Raw genomic sequence first — 18,586 nt, 5'->3', positions numbered from 1 at the left:
ACCATATTCAGCAAAATTGAGCTAGTTTAGATCTATAAAAAACGCAAGATCTTGCATGTACAACACAAGAATATATACGTGAAAAATGAAACATTCCTCGATACTTAAGCTTAGTAATCGAGGATGACTTTATGAATATTTTACTCTATGTTGCGGTGGTGTTGATTTGGGGAACAACATGGATTGGAATTGCCGTTCAGAGCCATTATGCAACGCCTGTCGTCGCAATTTTATGGCGTTTTGCCATTTCAGCCTTATTACTTTGGGTTGTTTTACTATTTTCAGGAAAATTACAACGAATTGCTTTAAAAGATCACTTGTTTTGTATGCTGCAAGGCCTTTGTGTTTTCGGCCTAAACTTTATTTGTTTTTATACTGCCGTTAAATATGTAAATAGCGGTTTAGAGTCCGTTATTTTTTCGATGGCTGTTTTCTTTAATGCCATTAATGCGCTTATCTTTTTTAAACAGAAACCTTCCCCAAACTTTGTGCCAGCTGCACTTTTAGGCCTAGGTGGTATTGTTCTACTCTTTTGGCATGACCTGATTAATAGCCAATTTAATGCACAGTTATTAATGGGTATTGGCTTGTGTGCAATAGGCACTTACGGTTTTTCTTTAGGAAATATGATTAGTGTTAGACACCAAAAACGTGGTCTAAATATTTTTTCAACAAACTGTTATGCCATGACCTATGGTGCATTGGTGATGTTAAGTCTAGCGTTATTTACTGGCCAAGATTTAATGCCTCCAATGAATTTCCCATTTTTAAGCTCGGTACTTTACTTGGCTGTATTTGGTACTGTTATTGGGTTCTCTGCTTATTTTTCTCTGGTTGGACGTATTGGTGCAGCCAAAGCAGCATATAGCACGTTACTCTTCCCTTTAGTTGCTTTAACAGTTTCTACTTTCTTTGAAGGATATGTATGGACCCTAAACGCTCTATTCGGAATTTTATTGATCTTACTCGGTAATTACTTAATGTTCAGCAAATTTAAAATTGGCGGAAAATTATTTACTACTCAAAAAAGTTGTGAGAAGCAGGCCTAAAAGCCTGCTTTTCTATAAATCATGATTAATTTTAGCAGCCCGTTTTTAGCATCAACTCGAAATCTTTTAAAGCTGCGGCTGCTGTGGCTAAGGGAGCAGATGCTCCTCCACTTACAACAAGTTCCCCCATTTCTTGCGTTAGCACCCGAATGCATTTATTTGAACCTTGAAGATGGGCAAAATTATGATTTGCTGGAACTAATCGTAATTCAACACCTGTTTGAATTTGCTGATTTTCAATATGAATAAAACCCACCAGACGAGGAATTAGATCTTCTTTTTTCCAGTCACGAATATGATCGGCAGTAACATGGCTGATTCCTTGTCTTGGAATATCTTGAATTTTTATATCAGCTCCCAAAACGGTATTTGCCAATATCGTAATTTTAGCAGCCGTATCCCACCCATCTACATCAAAAGAACTATTAGGTTCGGCAATACCTTTTGCTTGGGCTTTTTCAAGAGATTCTGCAAATGCACATGCATTTTGCAACATATCATTTAAAATAAAATTTGTGGTTCCAGTAAAAACACCTTCTATTTCTAAAATCTGACAGCCTGCCAAGTTATATTCAAACAAATCAACTGTCGGTAAAACCGCAGCCGTCGCGCCGCTAAAAAATAATTTTTTATTGTGTTGATGTGCCAAATTAATTATTTTTTTGCCCTCTACAACTAAAGCACCTTTAGATACTGCTATCGCATTCATGTTATGTGTTAGAGCATAATTTAAATAAAACAGGCCTTTGCCCCCTGTCACATAATCACTTGGCCCAGTCTCAATAATGACATCCGCCTGTACCTGTTCTAAAAACTTTTGCTCAGTTTGACCTGCTTGATATTGAGTTTTATCTAGCCACTTGGCAGCTTGCAAACCGTCTTGATCAATTAAGCCGGATGATGAGTTGCAGACACCCACTAAACGAGCATCAATTTGATATTTTTGTTTATAGTATTCAGATCGATTTAAAAGAAGCTCTGCAATTTGTTGTCCAATCCGTCCAAAACCACAAATTGCCACGTTAATTCGCTTCATATCGTTTTCTCAAAAAATTTAAATGGTTTAAATTCAAAAGTTTCCAAAGTTAATGTTAAGGCTTCATTTGGAAACTTGTATTTATAAAGGTGAGTTAAAATACTATATCACTTAGATATTTGTGAGATTAACAATCTTAACTACCATATAAATTGCGACAGCAAAAACCATTAAAGCAAAGACTTTTTGTACAATTGCAGCCGGAATAAAACGAATGGCTCGACGTCCGACTAACATACCGAATGCACATGCGAGTGCAAACGCACTGGTAATGCCTACTGGATAGTGAAAACCCTCTGCAATATGCATCACAATACTCGTTCCACTAATAAGAAAAATAATCATGAGTGAGGTTGCAACAATACTATGCATGTCGAGATTAGTGACTCTTCTAAGTGCAGGTACGATCACAAAACCACCGCCAACCCCTAACATTCCCGTTAAAAGCCCAGCAATAATCCCGATGCTCGCGAGAACACTTCCCGTTTTAAAATTCCAGATGAAACGCCCCGTACTTGGGTTAACCTGACACGGTGGGTTGTAAAAATCTGATACGCGATGGCTGATGAGTCGATAGCCTACTGTAAACATAACTAAGCTAAACATGAGCATGAGCCAAATAGGAGAAATCGTGTTGGCTATTAAAATTCCGATATGTGCCATAGGTGCGCCAATAAGGGCGATCCAGATTGCAGCACGATAACGAACCATCTTTTTAAATAGCCCTTCAATCGTTCCAATCAGTGTAGACAGCGCAACTGCCAATAAACCAATTGGTGCTGCTTGAGCCACGCTCCAGCCTTGACTGGTCATTAGTGCAGGTACAGCAAGAATGCCACCACCCGCTCCTGTAAGACCAAGTAAAAAGCCAATCACAATGCCTTCAACGACAAGTAATAACATATCAGAAGCCTAAAATTTCATGTTTTGCATTTGCAGTGAACTGCTATTTGACGTGGTAAAGTTATTCTTCTCTGCAAGGTTTTAACCACCTTTCAGTAGTAAATCTTTGTTGAACTATTCCACTTGAGTACAGCTTTCATCTTCTTGAGAAGCTTTAGCAGCTTCTCCAGACAAAGCGTTGCTTTGTTTAACCTCTTCCGCTCAAGCACAGCTTTCGCCTTGCGCTCGGGTAAAGATTATTAATCTTTACTTATCCTCTTAACTCGAGCACAGCTCTCGACTTGCGCTCGGGTAAAGATTATTAATCTTTACTTATCCTCGCTCAGGTTTGACCATCCATTCGCGGCCTTTGAGCATGCCTTGCCAGTAAATCGGCGGTAAAATCTGTTCTTTAAGTAGCCATGCCAATCGGGATGGTCTTTGCCCATCAATCACCCACTTCGGAAAACTTGGAAGTAACTTGCCGCCATAGCCAAACTCAGCCAGAACAATCTTTCCTCGTTCTACGGTGAGTGGACATGAGCCATAACCGTTATATTCACAAAAGTTTTGCTCACCTTTAAGTTGTACTAGAACATTTACGGCCACTATCGGAGCTTGAGCACGTGCCGCCGCAGCAGTCTTGGCATTAGGCGCATTCATCACATCACCTAAAGCAAAAATATTGGCATGCTGTGTGTGTTGTAAGGTTTGCGGGTTAACGCTCACCCATCCAGCTTCATCTGTGAGGGTACTTGCACGAATAAAATCAGGCGCTTGTTGTGGTGGAACCACATGCAACATATTGAAATCGGTTTCGACTAGTTCCGCATTTTCATCGTTCACTACCTTAAACCATGCTTTTTTTGCTGGTCCATCTACTTTGATAAGTTGATGGTTAAAATGCAGTTCAGAATCGTACTTTTCAACATATTGCATCAGTGCAGGTACATATTCTTTCACACCAAATAAAACACCGCCGGTGTTATAAAAATGGATAGAAATATCTTTAAGTCTGCCTTGCTTTAACCAATAGTCGGCTGAGAGGTACATCGCTTTTTGAGGAGCACCAGCACATTTAATTGGCATAGGTGGTTGGGTAAAGATTGCTTTTCCGTGGTTTAGTTGTTGTACCAGTTCCCATGTATACGGCGCTAAATCATAACGATAGTTAGACGTCACCCCATTTTTACCAAGGGTTTCGACTAAGCCTTCAATCCCATGCCAATTCAGTTTCAAGCCAGGACAGACGACCAATGCTTTATATTGAATCGGTTGGCATCCTTCCAGAATAACCTGATTGTGGTCGGGGTCGAATCCAGCAACAGCAGCTTTCATCCATTTCACTTTGGATGGAATCACACTTGTCATTGAACGTGCTGTTACTTGCGGCTTAAAAATACCGGCCCCTACCATGGTCCAGCCGGGTTGATAATAATGCGTATCTGCCGGATCAATAATGACAATATCTAAGTTTGGTTCACGACATAAGAGACTAGATGCAACAGAAATTCCAGCTGCTCCAGCACCAACAATCACAACGCTATAGCAAGGAATCGTTGCTGATTCATGATCACGTTTTAAAATACGTGGCACTAAGCCTTTTAGGTTAAATCCAAGTTTATGACCTGTTTCGACTAACAGAGCTGCATCTTTTGGGTCAACTTCGGCCAAAGCCCATAAACTGATTGCACGCATGCCAGAGCGGCAATACGCTAAAACAGGTTTCTGGGCATTCTGATAAAACTGCTTAAAATCGTTCACTTGCTGATCGGTAATTTTGCCACTTGTCACTGGCTGATAAATGACTTGTATACCTAACCTTTGTGCTGCTTCTTCAATTTCAATCACATTGGGTTGGTCTGCACCTTCTCCATCTGGACGGTTACAGATCAGAGTTTTTACTCCCTGATTTGCAATTTTTGCGACCTCATCGGCAGTGATTTGACCAGCAACATAAAAATCTTGATCAATTTGTTTGAGTTCCATATTGCCACCTTAAAATTGCGAAGTTGAGCCACAGGCTTGATTGGCAGGTAATGCTTTATCGATCTGTTTTGGATATGGCAGATTTAAATTATTCATCAATTTAATAAAATCTTCACGCGAGCGATTCTGTCCTAAACGTGAATTCTTTAAGCGCTCATTACCAATAGTCGAAGACAGGCGACCTTTATAATCATGTCCCGGATAAACAATAGTATCGTCAGGCAAACTAAAAAGTTGTTTATGAATACTGTCATAAAGTGTGCCAGCATTACCCGCTTGGAAGTCAGTTCGACCACAACCATCAATTAATAATGCATCACCAGTAAAAACCATATTTTCAACCAGATAACTCGTACAAGCATTGGTGTGACCTGGTGTATAGCGTGCTTCAATATTGAGATTGCCCAGTTTAAGCATGCAACCATCTGTAATTAAAATATCTCCACAATTTACACCTGAGTTTCGATGTAAAACCGATTTGCAATGGAAGCGTTCACGCAGCAAATTCGCAGCCGTGATATGGTCGGCATGAACATGGGTGTCTAAGGTATATATGAGTGTAAATTGAGGCTGCTCTAATTCTTTTGCATAAATCTCTATATCTGATGCGACAGGGTCAATTAAAACGGCCTCTAATGTTTCTTCGCATGCAAGCATATAGGTATAAGTCGAACTTTCTTGCTCAAAAAACTGCTTAAAGAACATGGTTTATAACCCCAATAATTTATTTCTTTCCTATATTTTGCAAATAAGATGCCAATTATTTTAAATTAAATAATAAACATAAAAATCAAAAACTTAAAATAATAAGTAAAATTAAAGTTAGAAAATAAACTCAGCTTGATGTTCCTATGAAACTCAAGTATGTTTCAATGAAACGATTATGAAACACAGATAATGGCAAAGTTAAATTTTGAGTCAGAACAAGATTTTTTTATTTTATTTGAGCAATTAAAAGCTTTATTCCCAAATGCGAGCCTGTTTTTAGCTGATATCACGACTCAAGCAATTCACTATAAATTTAATACGGATGATATTTCTGTCGAGAGCATAGCCGCACTGACTCAAGATCATCACAATCAATATCTTGAAATTAATACTCATAAAGTTAAAAAACGATTTATCTATCAAGAGCATGATATTTATATTAAAGAGAACCATTTTATTGGGAAGCTACATATTTTACAGCCAGTTGGCATAGAAGAAGATTTTGCTGATCAAGTGCAATTAACAGAGCAATTAAAAGACTTAGCCAAGGTTTTTAATAGTTGCTCACCAGAAATGACTCGAATGTTTTCAATCATTCAAAGAGTAGCCATTACTGAATTTCCAGTGCTCGTCCGCGGTGAATCCGGTAGTGGCAAAGAGCTTGTGGCAAAAGCGATTCATGATTATAGCCAGCGTAAAAATAAGATTTTCGTAGCTATTAACTGTGCAGCTTTAAATTCTAATATTTTAGAAAGCGAACTGTTTGGGCATGTTAAAGGCGCTTTCACCGGAGCAATTCGCGATCATAAAGGCGTGTTTGAACGTGCCGCGGGCGGAACTCTTTTTCTTGATGAAATTGCCGAGATTCCTTTAGAACTTCAAGCTAAATTATTACGTGTATTAGAAACAGGTGAAGTTACCCCAGTCGGCGGTGAAAAACCGATTCAGGCCAATGTCCGTATTATTACGGCAACGCATAAAGCTCTGCGTGAGGAAGCTAAAGCTGGGCGTTTTCGTCACGATCTACTCTATCGGTTACGTGTGATTCCAATTTTTATACCGCCACTCAGAGAGCGAAAAGTCGATATTCCACTGATTGTCGATCAGATTTTAAAAGAAAGCTCAACTCAACTCGACACAATGCCTCGTCACGTCAATCAAAAAGCCATGCAAGTTCTACTGAATTATGACTGGCCAGGGAATGTTCGTGAGCTTAAAAACACCTTGCTTTATGCGTTAACAATGGCCAATGGTAAGGTCGAAATTGAAGTTGAAGACTTACCAAATGAACTCTTAAATGCTGAGGATTACGTTAAATTGCCAGAGACAAATACGGAACTTAATCCGGAAAATGTGCAAGCAGCTTTAGAAAAATATAATCACAACCTGAATATGGTTGCCAATATTTTTGGGATTAGCCGTACAACACTTTGGCGTTATCGACAAAAACATAAGCTTTAGGGAGGTATTTATCTAATCTAAGGCGTATCATACTGCTCTTGGTTAGGTTCGTTTGTTCAAAGGCTTTATATGATTGTTCGTGATAAAAGCAATGTATTTAAATTATTATTTGCTTGGAAAGGAACAATTTTGCCGAAGGTTCTGCCTGCGCTGAGCATTGTTATTCTCATTTCAGCATTGATCGTTTTTCTTTCTTTTTATCATGTCATTCAAATTCCGACAGTTCCCGCAATTGGATTTACCATTTTTGGCGTCATTCTTTCTATTTGTACGGGCTTTAGAAATAACGCGTGTTATGACCGTTGGTGGGAAGGACGAAAACTCTGGGGTGCTTTAATTGCAAATGCGAGGCATATTGTCAGAGACAGCCATGTTTTATCAGATGAACAACGTGAACATTTAATTCATCAGGTACTAATTTTTAGCAATTTATTGCGTGATCGACTCCGTCAGCAAACTGTTGAACCGACCCAATTTCTTGAACATGCCTATTTAAATAACTCTTCACTTGATTATTTAAATGAGCATATTAATGCCCCACAATTTGTCTTAGAAAATATTCAAAAAGATTTGGTTAAAGTGCTTAAAAATGGCGAGATTAGCGATATTATCTACAGCACACTGAATCGTCATATTGTGGAGTTAGGCAATATTCAAGCAGGTTGTGACCGAATTGCTGGGACACCTTTGCCCTATTCATATTCTGTCTTACTCCACCGTGCAGTTTATTGCTTTTGCTTTATTTTACCCTTTAGCTTAGAAGCAACTTTAGGCATCTGGACACCGCTTATTGTTGGTCTTATTGCTTATATGTTTTTAGGTTTAGATGCCTTAAGTGCCCAAATTGAAGAACCTTTTGGTTTGCAAGAAAATGATTTACCGCTTGATTCAATTGTTCGCCTGATTGAACGAGAGTCTTTAAGCTCTTTAGGGCAGCCATTACCGCCTATTATTGAAGCCAAAAATAACAATTTACTTTAATAAAAAAGAGCGAATCATCGCTCTTTTTTATGGGTTTATCATTTCATTTATGGCTGTACAATAATTTTAACCGCCGACTCATTATTATGAATTAAGGTCTCAAAACCTTGTGAAATCAAATCGTCCAGTTGAATACGCTGAGTGATGAAAGGCTCTAAATTTATTTTACCCTCTTCGACCAGTTTAATGGTTTCTTGATGGTCATTTACGTAGGCGATTGTACCTCGTACATCAAGCTCTTTCATTACCACACTATGCACATTAATTGATGCTGGGTGGCTCCAAATCGAAACAATCACAATGACTCCAGTCGGTCTAGTTGCAGCCACCAAAGTATCTAATACTTTATTAACGCTGCTACATTCAAACGCAACATCAACTCCGTTACCATTGGTGATCTTCATGACCTCAGAAACTACATCAACTTCTGACGGGTCTAAAATATAATCTGCAACTCCCGACTCTTTGGCTTTTTCCTTACGTTTTGCACTCAACTCGGTAATGATGACCTTAAGCCCTTTCGCTTTTAAAATTGCCGAAAGTAGTAAACCAATTGGCCCTGCACCACCAACCAGAGCAATATCACCAGCTTTGGCCCCACTTCGTACAAAAGCATGATGACCAACTGATAGCGGCTCAATCAACGCTGCTTGGTCTAATGGAATTTTGTTGGAAATTGGATGTACCCAACGGCGTTTAACTGCAATCTTTTCCGATAGACCGCCGCCACGGCCACCTAAACCAATAAAATTCATGTTTTTTGAAAGATGATAATTATCGCCCGGTCCAGTCGGCACATCATCCGCCACAATATAAGGCTCTACTACGACATGTTGACCAATTTCAATATCATCAACACCTTCACCCACTGCATAGACCACACCTGAAAACTCATGTCCCATCGTAACCGGAGCTGATTCACCTGAAATAGGATGTGGATGTCCACACGGTGGAATAAAAATTGGTCCTTCCATGAACTCATGCAAATCTGTACCACAAATTCCACACCAAGCAACCTTAATGCCTACAGTGCCAGCAGTGACTTCTGGTTCTGGGATATCTTCAATACGGATATCGCCTCTGTCATAAAAACGTGCTGCTTTCATTATTATCTCCCTCAAATCAGGATGTTGTTTTAGCGATAGACTATTCCGCCGTCCGTTAAAATCGATTGACCCGTAATGTAATCTGAATCTTCACTCGCCAGAAAAGCAACTAATGCGGCTACATCGTCTGGCGTTTGGGCTCTACCTAAAGCAATGCCTTCTACATACTTTTTATAAGTTTCACCTATAGCCGCACCAGTAATTTCAGCAAAACGTTTATCAATTTCAACCCACATGTCGGTTCCGACAATTCCAGGGCAATATCCATTTACCGTAATACCGTGACTGGCATATTCTTTTGCGGCGGCTTGGGTAAGCGCACGTACTGCAAACTTGGTAGCAGAATAAACACCCAGCAAAGCAAACCCATCGTGGCCTGCAATTGAGCAAGCATTAATAATTTTACCTTTATGTTGGCGTTGTTTAAATTTTGCAGCAGCAGCCTGTATTCCCCACAGTACACCGCCAATATTGATATCAACGATTTTATGAAACTCATCTGGTGTGGTATCTGCAATCGCCTGAACCTGAGCGATACCAGCATTATTAATCATGACATCAAACCCACCAAGAGTTTGCTCAGCATGATTTATAGCGGCATACACTTGCTCGCGGTCACTGACATCGGCAATAAATGTGCTCGCATTTACACCTAAAGCCTGAATTTCCTGTTGCACATCATTCAATCGATCTTGTTTCATATCGACTAATGCAATGTGTGCTCCTTCTTGCGCCAAGCGCAGGGCAATCCCACGGCCAATGCCTTGGGCTGCTCCTGTTACTAAAGCGACTTTATCTTTTAATCCCTTAACCATGTTCAACTCCTGTAAATGCAGAATTTCTACATATGAATCGCTCGCTGCATTGAAGCCAAAATGGATTCATGCATGGCTTCTGATAATGTTGGATGTGGGAAAATCACCTGAGCAAGACTTTCATCAGTCGCTTCTAAGTATTTAGCAATTGCAAAGCCTTGAATATGTTCGGTCACTTCATGGCCCACCATGTGTGCACCAAGTAGCTCGCCCGTTTCTGCATGTATCACTGTTTTAACGAAACCTGACGCATCTCCAATTGCCAAAGCTTTACCATTCGCAGTTAAAGAAAACTTGCCGATTCGTACGGGTAAGCTCTGCGCTTTGGCTGCATTTTCCGTTAAACCAATGCTAGCCACTTGTGGATGAGTAAAAATACAACCCGGAATTTGGCTACGGTCGAGTGAATGCACATTTGCTACACCAGCAATTTTCTCGACACATATCATGGCTTCATGACTTGCTTTATGGGCAAGACACGGTGCTCCAGCAACGTCACCAATTGCATAAAGCCCAGCAACGTTGGTTTTACAATAGTCATCAATTGCCACAAAACCTTGTGGTGTGAACTCAACGCCTAAACCTTCCAGTCCTAAATTAGTTGCGTTAGGCTGTACACCAATTGCCGAAAGCACACGGTCAAAAACGATCGTTTGAACATCATTTGCAGTTTCAATTACACAGTGGACCTGACCATTTTCAATTTGAATACTTTGAATTACGGCATCCGTTAGGACCTTCATTCCTTTTTGTTCAAACTGTTTTCTGACAAACTGAGCAACTTCTGCGTCTTCAGTCGGTAGAATCTGCTTAGCTAAATCAATAAGCGTGACCTGACAGCCCAAGTCTTGATAGAGGCTGGCAAACTCACTACCAATCGCACCCGAACCAACAACCAGTAAGCTTTTTGGTAATTCTTCTGGAATAAGTGCTTCTTTATAGCTCCAGACATACGTTCCATCGACAGGAAGTTGAGGAATATGTCGGGCTTTTGCACCAGTTGCTAAAATAATATGTGGTGCACTTAAAGCCTGACTTTTACCTTGAGCATCTTTAACTTCAAGTTTTTCTTTAGCAGTGAGTTTGGCGCGGCCATTAAATACAGTGACCTGATTCTTTTTAAGCAAGTAATCTATGCCCTGCACCAACTGTGCCGAAACTTGACGGCTATGTTGCACAAGCTTTTGAATATCAAAATCGAGTTGGGATACCTGAAAGCCAAACTGTCCAGCATGTTTAAACTGGGTTGCAAGCTCTGCCCCTGCAAGCAAAGCTTTAGTTGGAATACACCCCCAATTCAGGCATATTCCACCTAAATGTTGCTCTTCTACAATTGCGGTTTTTAACCCGAGCTGGGCTGCACGAATTGCAGCCACATATCCACCCGGTCCCGCACCAATCACAATCAAATCGAATTGAGTTTCTGACATGCGGGTTCTCCTACACCAAAATTAAAGCTGGATTTTCAACAAACTGCTTAAAGCTGGCCAAGAACTTTGCACCTACAGCACCATCAATAACCCTGTGATCGCAAGACAATGTTGCCGTTACAATCTCACGAACCACTACATTTCCATTTTCAACAACAGCACGTGGTTCTGAAGCACCCAATGCCATAATTGCACCTTGCGGTGGATTAATAATCGCGTCAAATTGTTTAACGCCAAGCATACCTAAGTTGGAAATGCTAAAGCTGCCTCCCTGAAATTCATCAGGTTGTAACTTGCCGGTTTTGGCACGCGTTGCCAAATCACGCATGTCATCGGAAATCTGTGCTAAAGACTTCTGATTGGCGGCTTTCACAATTGGTGTAATTAAACCGTTTGGAATCGCCACAGCCACCGAAATATCGGCTTGTGAAAATTGCAAAATTGACTGTGTTGCTTCATCAAACTGAACATTCACTTCAGGCACTTTAATGAGTGCTGCTGCAGCGGCTTTAATCAGCATGTCATTAATAGAAAGTTTCACCTGTGGAACAGTCTCATTAATCTGCTTACGTAAATTCTGCAAAGCTTCTACGTTTAGATCGACTACAAGACGGAAATGCGGTGCATTACGTTTTGCCGCTTGCAAGCGTGAGGCAATCGCTTTGCGCATACCATTCATCGCGACAGTGGTGATTGTTGATTGCGGTTGAGCCACAGCGCACTGAGCCGATTGTTCATTTACTGCCGTTGGGTTGTTACGGTGGTAAACGGCTTCAACATCTTCTTTGCAGACACGGCCTCGGGTACCTGAAACACGGCAGTCGTTTAGGTTAATACCCCATTGTTTTGCCAAACGGCGTGCAACTGGTGTTGCCAAAACACGGCTATCATCGGCCGTAGATTTAACTACTTTAGCTTGATGTGGTTGTTTAACATCTGGCCACTGGCCTCCAGCAGCTTGTACAGCCTTTTGGATGTCTTGAACGCTAATACGCCCTTCACGACCTGAACCCGTCACTTTTGCCAATTTAACATTATGCTTTTCAGCAAGTTTCAAAGCATGTGGAGTTGCAAAAAACTCATCAGATGCTTGATAGCCTTGTAATGACTCGGGTACATCGTAGTCACCTTTAGCAGCCTTTACTGGAACTGGAGCACTTGCAGCTACAGACTGTGGTTGTTCTGCTTTTTCAGCAACAGGTGCAGATGTTTCCGCTTTACTCTGTTCCGAAGATGCTTCAGGGGCTTTAGCTGCTGAACCACCGAGCGATGTAATAAATGTTTCAATTTCTTCATCAGAAACTTGGCTTTCAGCACATACAGCAATAAGACCACCGACAGGCAAAGTGTCCCCGTCTTTTGCTAAGATTTTACGGAGTGTTCCTGCAAAAGGTGCTTCTAATACATTGACGATTTTTGTGGTTTCAATTTCACAAATTTCATCACCCTTATTAAAGCTGTCGCCTTCTTTAATCAACCATTGGGCAATCGTGCCTTCTTCCATGGATAATCCCCATTTCGGGATCTCCAGCGTTTTAATTTCGCTCATCCTAAGCCTCCAATGTTTTTCGTACAGCTTGCTCAATACGCTCTACACTTGGAATCCATTCTTTTTCTAAAACTGGTGAGAATGGAACAGGCGTATGTGGTGGCGTTACGAGCTCAATAGGCGCTTTTAAATAATGGAAACCTTTTTGTGCAATTAGGGCAGCAACATCATGTCCGAAGCCACAGCGCGCCGCTGACTCATCTACAATCACAACACGCCCAGTTGAAGCGACTGATTCCAAAATCCCTTCTTCATCAAGTGGAGAAATTGTTCGAGGGTCCACCACTTCAACCGAAATACCATCTTTTGACAGTTTGTCTGCTACTTCATTAGCACGATGGACCATCAAACCTAAAGCAATAATAGTTACGTCCGTACCTTCTCGGGTGTAATTCGCAACTCCAAAAGGAATGGTATAGGCTTCATCTGGAACGTCACCTTTAATGTCATAGAGCATTTTATGTTCACAGAACACGACAGGATCGTCATCTCGAATTGCTTGAATTAATAGCCCTTTCACGTCGTATGGACTAGATGGAACCACAACTTTTAAGCCCGGAACCGCGGCAAATACGTTATAAGGTGATTGAGAATGCTGAGCTGCTGCAGAAAAACCCGCGCCAATCATGCCGCGGACAACCATTGGCGCTTTTGCTTTGCCACCAAACATATAACGGAATTTAGCGGCTTGGTTATAGAGCATGTCATGGCACACGCCGTAGAAATCCATAAACATTAGATCGGCAACAGGACGTAAACCTGTTGCAGCAGCACCAGCCGCCATACCAATAATTGCTGATTCGGTAATCGGGGTATCAATAACACGTTCCGAGCCAAACTCTGTCCACAAACCTTTGGTTACACCCAGTACACCACCAAAGCCTTCAAGCTGGTTATCTTCGGTATTTTTACCGCCATGTCCACCACGCACATCTTCCCCCACAACAAATACAGTGGGGTCACGGCGCATTTCTGATTCAATGGCTTCTTTAATTGCATTACGAAAACTTTTATTTGGCATCTTTACTATTCCTTTAGTAAGAGACATAGACGTCGGTAAGGAGTTGTTCTGGTTGTGGGTATGCCGCAGCACGAGCTTTAGCAACTGCATCATCAACATTTGCCTTAGAGGCTGCATCTATCTCGTCTAGCTTGGCTTCATCAATTTTGCCTTTGACTTTTTCTCGGAAAATTTTCAAAGGATCTTTATTTTCTTTGATGAAATCGACTTCTTCTTTAGAACGAATCAATCCGGGATCACCTTCGAAGTGTCCATAAAAACGGTTAGTAATGGTTTCTATAACGCTTGGGCCTTCACCACAGCGCGCACGTTCAATAGCAGTTTGAGCCGCTTCATATACAGCAAAGAAATCGCTACCATCGACTTTAACTGCCGGCAAACCGAAACCTGCCGCACGGCCCGCAATGTCTTTACTTCCTACCGCGTAGTCATGGCCTGTCCCCTCACCAAACCCGTTATTCTCAAAGACAAAAATCACAGGAAGCTTAAGTACAACAGCCATGTTCATTGCTTCAAAAGTAAGACCTTGGTTTGAACCGCCGTCACCGGTAAAAGAAAGCCCGACACCACCAGTTTTTAAGGTTTTAGCTGTCAAAGCTGCACCAATTGCCAAAGGAGGTCCACCACCCACAATCCCGTTGGCGCCGAGCATGCCTTTATCTAAATCGGCAATATGCATAGAACCGCCTTTTCCTCGGCAAAGTCCGTCATCTTTACCGAAAATTTCCAGCATCATGCCGTGAATGTCACAGCCTTTGGCAATACAGTGCCCATGACCACGATGGGTTGAAGTGATATAGTCTTTATCTGTTAAATTTTCACAAATACCGACTGCCACAGCCTCTTCACCACTATATAAGTGAATAAAGCCGGGAATATCACCATTGGTATTTTCTTCGTGAAGTCGATCTTCAAATTCACGAATATCACGCATACGTTTATATGCTGCGAGTAATTGCTCTTCCGTTAATTGCATATCCTTTTCCTTTATTATCTTGATTTTAAGAAATCAACCAAGTTTCAAGCGAAAATGCTAGTTCGCTATAAATAATTAAACTCAAAATCAACAATCAATCTATTAGACTAAAAAGTTTTTAATTAAAATAATTCCAATTAAACCATTAATTTCAAAAACTTAACCATTGAAAATATTTTTTGAATTTTTTTATATTTTTCATTTAGTTGTAAAACAAACCTTTAACCAACCTTTATTATTTTATAATACTCGCCACACTCTGTATTTATAATTAATTGCAATTTATTAAAATGATTTTAATAGGACTTTAATTTTAAAAATCAGAGTTTAATTAAGTTTTAAAAAAATGGAATTAATAATATGGATTTTAAAAGACAAGTAGAAACTGGTATTAAATTAAGAGGTGCTGATAAAGTATCTCGTATTCCCATTAAGGTTATACCTACACAAGATTTACCAACTAAACCTGAGTGGATTAGAGCAAAAATTACAGATTTTGAAGAAATTAAACGTATTAAAAATCTGTTGCGTCAGCAAAAGTTACATAGCGTTTGTGAAGAGGCTGCATGTCCAAATTTACCGGAATGCTTTGGCGCCGGTACAGCAACATTTATGATTATGGGTGATATCTGCACCAGACGTTGCCCATTCTGTGATGTCGCTCATGGTCGCCCAAAACCTTTAGATGAAAATGAACCTAAACATTTGGCTGAAACGGTCGCTAACCTAAACTTAAAATATGTAGTGATTACCTCTGTAGACCGTGATGATCTACACGATGGTGGAGCTGCACATTTTGTAAAATGTATTGAAGAGATCAGAAAGCGCTGTCCAGAAACCCTAATTGAAATTTTGGTCCCCGATTTTCGTGGTCGTTTAGAGACAGCCCTTTCGACTTTGAGCTTATCTCCTCCAGATGTGTTTAATCACAATATAGAAACTGTTCCACGTTTATATAAAGCCATACGCCCTGGCTCAGACTATCAACATTCGTTAGAGTTATTAAAACGCTTTAAAACCTATTGTCCCGATATCAAAACCAAATCTGGTTTAATGGTTGGATTAGGAGAAATCGAGGCAGAAGTGCTTGCCCTACTGAACGATTTGAAAGACTATCAAGTTGACCTTGTGACCATTGGGCAATATTTGCAGCCTTCAAAATCACATGCACCTATTCACCGATTTGTAAATTTACAAGAATTTGAAAGATACACTCAGCATGGTAAACGACTAGGTTTTAAAAATATTTGGAGTGCCCCTATGGTCCGTTCTAGCTACTTTGCTGACCGACAATATTTTGGAGAAGAAGTACCAAAACCTTTTAGTCGACAAGATGTCTTATCTTAAGGATCAGGTAATTAACAAAACTTATCCAATAGGCTAATGGTCAACCCTTTTAAAATTATTTAAGGTAAGGAGACAACTAGGAAATAGTCACAATAAAAAAGTTATAACTGTTGAGCGGCTACGGATACGCCATTTCAATGATAAAGGAATTTCGATATGGATATGTCAGAACAATTATCATCGCCTTTTATGGATAATACTCCGTCCTTCTTTCGGCCGGAAAAGTCATCTCATGCTCAATATTTAGGAAAAAAGCCATCAGTTGACCTTGAAGCAGCTCCTATATTTGACTTAAGTGAAGAATGGGAACATTCATTATTCGGACGTTCTATTCATGAGTGTCACCGAAACTTAATGCACATTGCCGAAGATGCTGATATGGCAATTGGTGTGACAGATCCTCATGGCACTCTGCTATGGACATGGAGTAGTCATCCTATGCGTTCATCGGCAGAGCAAGTTCATTTTGTTGAAGGCGGCCAGTGGTCTACTCAAGCAGTTGGGCAAAATGCCATTGGTTTAGCATTAAATACTCATTCAGCTAACTGCGTTTACTCACATGAAAACCAAATGAATAGTGTTAGAGATTGGGTCTGTTACGCTGCACCGATTACCGACACGCAGACAGGCCAATTTTATGGGATTATGAATTTGTCTACAAAATCTCATAAGCATAACTCGTTAGGTCTTTTGGCAGTTGAACGCTGTGCTGACATTGTTAAACAAGCGATTCAGCTTCACCAAAAAAATATTTTATACATTAAGGCTTTCGGCACTCCAAAGATTCAATATAACCAACGCAGCCTGACATTAACTCAACGTCAAATTGAGATTCTGTGCATTCTGACACTATGCCCAGAAGGTATTAACCTTGAAGAATTACACTATGCTTTATATGGTGATCGGCCAGTAAGTACCACGACGTTAAAAGCAGAACTTTCACAACTCAGAAACTTAATTCCCGATGTGATCGAGTCTCGTCCATATCGACTTAACTGTGAAATTCAATGTGATTTTTTAATGGCAGAACAAGCATTAAACCTAGGCTTCACAGCAACAACATTAACTCTTTATCGGGGGAGTTTTTTAGCTAAATCAGAAAGTCCATTTTTATGTGCATGGAGAGACTGTTTCGACGCTCGTTTAAGCCATGTAATTTATCAAATTGAAGATGTCGATCAGTTATTACGTGTTGTAGGCCGAGTCCCAGACCGTGTAGATGCAGTAGAGCGTTTGCTTGAGTTATTACCTGAAGACACGCCTTATCGAGCAAAACTTTTAAAATTACTTGAATAAATATAAAAAAGGGAAATACACATAGATATTTCCCTTCTTTTTAAGGTGAGATCAAGCAGAGGCTTGAAGCTGTACCTTATAGCAATCATCCAAGGCTAATTCATAATAGCGTAGCCCTTCTTCGGCCGCATGAAATGCTTTTTTCTGCCAGTCAGAACGATCATTGCACAACCGTTTAATCAGTTCCATAGCCTCATAAGGATGTAAATCATCATAGTGAGCATGTGCACGCAACCAAGCTAAAGAACGTTTATTAATGGACACTTGCGGGTGATCGGTATAGGTGTGAATACCTTTGTATACTTGAATAGACCAATCCCCTGTCGCCCATTCAATTGCAAGATTTGTTGCAGCAAGGCATTCCGCCAAATTACCACGGTGGCTCATATTCCATAAAAAATGATTCACTGCATTCATCGCAGCTGGCGGCCGTACATGGTCGAGTTCATCAAGAGTTAAGCCAAAACCTCCAGCCCAATCGCGATACCATTGTAAATGTCGCTCTTCTACCTTGATATTTTGAATTAACCAATCTCGTGCTTCTGTAACCCCAGGTTCAGAAAACCCCGTTGCTTTGGCTAATGCTCCAGCCATGTATGACGGGAAATGGGCAACCAATGGATAAAAGTTAAGTAAGGCATAGCGAAAACTATCTAGGCTCAATCCCCCATTGGCCATTTCCGTAAAAAACGGATGTTTACTTACTCGTTCTTTCACTGGTAGCAGATCATCCCAGAACTGCTGTGACCATTCATTATGCGGCGTAATTTCTAAATGCATTCCATATTGATTTAGAGCAGTCATTGCTAATTTTCCTATTTATATGACAGCAATCATCTGTATTTCACGCTATAAGTCTATCCGAAAATGATAAAGATACAATCGTTAATCGACCATTTGTAACTTTTTTCGATGGATTGTGAATCTTTAGATACTTACT

At 40.4% G+C, this 18,586-nt stretch carries 16 protein-coding genes; 5 read left to right on the top strand and 11 right to left on the bottom strand.

All coding sequences use genetic code 11. The annotated features are described in order from the left end of the window. Nucleotides 1-131 precede the first annotated feature (131 nt). Complete coding sequence (locus tag KTH84_RS02360; RefSeq protein ID WP_262471808.1) at nt 132-1,049, top strand: DMT family transporter; 918 nt, start codon at nt 132-134, stop codon at nt 1,047-1,049. A 31-nt stretch (nt 1,050-1,080) separates the two neighbouring features. Here the strand turns inward: KTH84_RS02360 and KTH84_RS02355 are convergent, their stop codons facing one another. The 4 genes from KTH84_RS02355 to KTH84_RS02335 all read right to left on the bottom strand — a co-directional run bounded on the left by KTH84_RS02355 (nt 1,081) and on the right by KTH84_RS02335 (nt 5,661). Continuing rightward, on the bottom strand, nt 1,081-2,085 hold the full coding sequence (locus tag KTH84_RS02355; protein WP_262471806.1) for a homoserine dehydrogenase: 1,005 nt from the start codon (nt 2,083-2,085) through the stop codon (nt 1,081-1,083). A 111-nt stretch (nt 2,086-2,196) separates the two neighbouring features. Beyond that, nucleotides 2,197-2,988, bottom strand: a complete 792-nt coding sequence (locus KTH84_RS02350; RefSeq protein ID WP_262471805.1) for a sulfite exporter TauE/SafE family protein — start codon at nt 2,986-2,988, stop codon at nt 2,197-2,199. 312 nt (nt 2,989-3,300) lie between these two features. Beyond that, nucleotides 3,301-4,956, bottom strand: coding sequence for a TIGR01244 family sulfur transferase (locus tag KTH84_RS02345; RefSeq protein ID WP_410374392.1), 1,656 nt, complete (start codon nt 4,954-4,956; stop codon nt 3,301-3,303). Between the two features lie 9 nt (nt 4,957-4,965). Beyond that, nucleotides 4,966-5,661 carry an MBL fold metallo-hydrolase gene (locus KTH84_RS02335; RefSeq protein ID WP_133973704.1) on the bottom strand — a complete coding sequence of 232 codons (696 nt, stop codon included), beginning with the start codon at nt 5,659-5,661 and terminating at the stop codon, nt 4,966-4,968. A 192-nt stretch (nt 5,662-5,853) separates the two neighbouring features. Here KTH84_RS02335 and KTH84_RS02330 point away from each other — a divergent pair, with 192 nt between their 5' ends. Next, on the top strand, nt 5,854-7,125 hold the full coding sequence (locus KTH84_RS02330; RefSeq protein ID WP_133973706.1) for a sigma-54 interaction domain-containing protein: 1,272 nt from the start codon (nt 5,854-5,856) through the stop codon (nt 7,123-7,125). 69 nt (nt 7,126-7,194) lie between these two features. Continuing rightward, nucleotides 7,195-8,106 carry a bestrophin family protein gene (locus KTH84_RS02325; RefSeq protein ID WP_262471804.1) on the top strand — a complete coding sequence of 304 codons (912 nt, stop codon included), beginning with the start codon at nt 7,195-7,197 and terminating at the stop codon, nt 8,104-8,106. Nucleotides 8,107-8,153: 47 nt separating this feature from the next. On the opposite strand, the gene KTH84_RS02320 is transcribed toward KTH84_RS02325, so the two are convergent. Genes KTH84_RS02320 through KTH84_RS02295 form a run of 6 tightly spaced genes read right to left on the bottom strand, consistent with a single transcriptional unit; the run spans nt 8,154 to nt 15,003 of the window. After that, entirely contained in the window at nt 8,154-9,212 is a 1,059-nt protein-coding gene (locus KTH84_RS02320; RefSeq protein WP_262471803.1) for a 2,3-butanediol dehydrogenase, read from the bottom strand. A 29-nt stretch (nt 9,213-9,241) separates the two neighbouring features. Then, nucleotides 9,242-10,027 carry an acetoin reductase gene (locus tag KTH84_RS02315; RefSeq protein ID WP_133973712.1) on the bottom strand — a complete coding sequence of 262 codons (786 nt, stop codon included), beginning with the start codon at nt 10,025-10,027 and terminating at the stop codon, nt 9,242-9,244. Nucleotides 10,028-10,053: 26 nt separating this feature from the next. After that, complete coding sequence (lpdA, locus tag KTH84_RS02310; protein WP_262471802.1) at nt 10,054-11,457, bottom strand: dihydrolipoyl dehydrogenase; 1,404 nt, start codon at nt 11,455-11,457, stop codon at nt 10,054-10,056. A 10-nt stretch (nt 11,458-11,467) separates the two neighbouring features. Next, nucleotides 11,468-13,006: a 2-oxo acid dehydrogenase subunit E2 gene (locus tag KTH84_RS02305; protein ID WP_262471801.1), complete on the bottom strand. Its 1,539-nt coding sequence runs from the start codon at nt 13,004-13,006 to the stop codon at nt 11,468-11,470. A 1-nt stretch (nt 13,007) separates the two neighbouring features. Further along, the gene (locus tag KTH84_RS02300; RefSeq protein ID WP_262471800.1) at nt 13,008-14,027 is read right to left on the bottom strand and encodes an alpha-ketoacid dehydrogenase subunit beta; all 1,020 of its coding nucleotides are present in this window, start codon (nt 14,025-14,027) and stop codon (nt 13,008-13,010) included. A gap of 13 nt (nt 14,028-14,040) precedes the next feature. Next, nucleotides 14,041-15,003 (bottom strand): thiamine pyrophosphate-dependent dehydrogenase E1 component subunit alpha, encoded by a 963-nt coding sequence (locus KTH84_RS02295; protein ID WP_262471799.1) that lies wholly within the window; start codon nt 15,001-15,003, stop codon nt 14,041-14,043. Nucleotides 15,004-15,363: 360 nt separating this feature from the next. Here KTH84_RS02295 and lipA point away from each other — a divergent pair, with 360 nt between their 5' ends. Together lipA and KTH84_RS02285 are read left to right on the top strand one after the other, a co-directional pair. Then, nucleotides 15,364-16,350, top strand: a complete 987-nt coding sequence (gene lipA, locus KTH84_RS02290) for a lipoyl synthase (protein WP_262471798.1) — start codon at nt 15,364-15,366, stop codon at nt 16,348-16,350. 156 nt (nt 16,351-16,506) lie between these two features. After that, nucleotides 16,507-17,646, top strand: a complete 1,140-nt coding sequence (locus KTH84_RS02285) for a transcriptional regulator (RefSeq protein WP_262471797.1) — start codon at nt 16,507-16,509, stop codon at nt 17,644-17,646. 51 nt (nt 17,647-17,697) lie between these two features. On the opposite strand, the gene KTH84_RS02280 is transcribed toward KTH84_RS02285, so the two are convergent. Further along, the gene (locus KTH84_RS02280) at nt 17,698-18,450 is read right to left on the bottom strand and encodes a TenA family transcriptional regulator (protein WP_042896429.1); all 753 of its coding nucleotides are present in this window, start codon (nt 18,448-18,450) and stop codon (nt 17,698-17,700) included. Between the last annotated feature and the right edge of the window lie 136 nt (nt 18,451-18,586).

The organism is Acinetobacter sp. WU_MDCI_Abxb74 (assembly GCF_025513915.1).
GTDB classification, from domain to species: Bacteria; Pseudomonadota; Gammaproteobacteria; order Pseudomonadales; family Moraxellaceae; genus Acinetobacter; species Acinetobacter calcoaceticus_C.
This window is presented reverse-complemented; position numbering and strand designations above follow the sequence as displayed.

Coding starts and splice junctions, on each gene's coding strand:
- KTH84_RS02360 (WP_262471808.1), top strand. CDS start 132: ATGAATATTTTACTCTATGTTGCGGTGGTGTTGATTTGGGGAACAACA.
- KTH84_RS02355 (WP_262471806.1), bottom strand. CDS start 2,085: ATGAAGCGAATTAACGTGGCAATTTGTGGTTTTGGACGGATTGGACAA.
- KTH84_RS02350 (WP_262471805.1), bottom strand. CDS start 2,988: ATGTTATTACTTGTCGTTGAAGGCATTGTGATTGGCTTTTTACTTGGT.
- KTH84_RS02345 (WP_410374392.1), bottom strand. CDS start 4,956: ATGGAACTCAAACAAATTGATCAAGATTTTTATGTTGCTGGTCAAATC.
- KTH84_RS02335 (WP_133973704.1), bottom strand. CDS start 5,661: ATGTTCTTTAAGCAGTTTTTTGAGCAAGAAAGTTCGACTTATACCTAT.
- KTH84_RS02330 (WP_133973706.1), top strand. CDS start 5,854: ATGGCAAAGTTAAATTTTGAGTCAGAACAAGATTTTTTTATTTTATTT.
- KTH84_RS02325 (WP_262471804.1), top strand. CDS start 7,195: ATGATTGTTCGTGATAAAAGCAATGTATTTAAATTATTATTTGCTTGG.
- KTH84_RS02320 (WP_262471803.1), bottom strand. CDS start 9,212: ATGAAAGCAGCACGTTTTTATGACAGAGGCGATATCCGTATTGAAGAT.
- KTH84_RS02315 (WP_133973712.1), bottom strand. CDS start 10,027: ATGGTTAAGGGATTAAAAGATAAAGTCGCTTTAGTAACAGGAGCAGCC.
- lpdA (WP_262471802.1), bottom strand. CDS start 11,457: ATGTCAGAAACTCAATTCGATTTGATTGTGATTGGTGCGGGACCGGGT.
- KTH84_RS02305 (WP_262471801.1), bottom strand. CDS start 13,006: ATGAGCGAAATTAAAACGCTGGAGATCCCGAAATGGGGATTATCCATG.
- KTH84_RS02300 (WP_262471800.1), bottom strand. CDS start 14,027: ATGCCAAATAAAAGTTTTCGTAATGCAATTAAAGAAGCCATTGAATCA.
- KTH84_RS02295 (WP_262471799.1), bottom strand. CDS start 15,003: ATGCAATTAACGGAAGAGCAATTACTCGCAGCATATAAACGTATGCGT.
- lipA (WP_262471798.1), top strand. CDS start 15,364: ATGGATTTTAAAAGACAAGTAGAAACTGGTATTAAATTAAGAGGTGCT.
- KTH84_RS02285 (WP_262471797.1), top strand. CDS start 16,507: ATGGATATGTCAGAACAATTATCATCGCCTTTTATGGATAATACTCCG.
- KTH84_RS02280 (WP_042896429.1), bottom strand. CDS start 18,450: ATGACTGCTCTAAATCAATATGGAATGCATTTAGAAATTACGCCGCAT.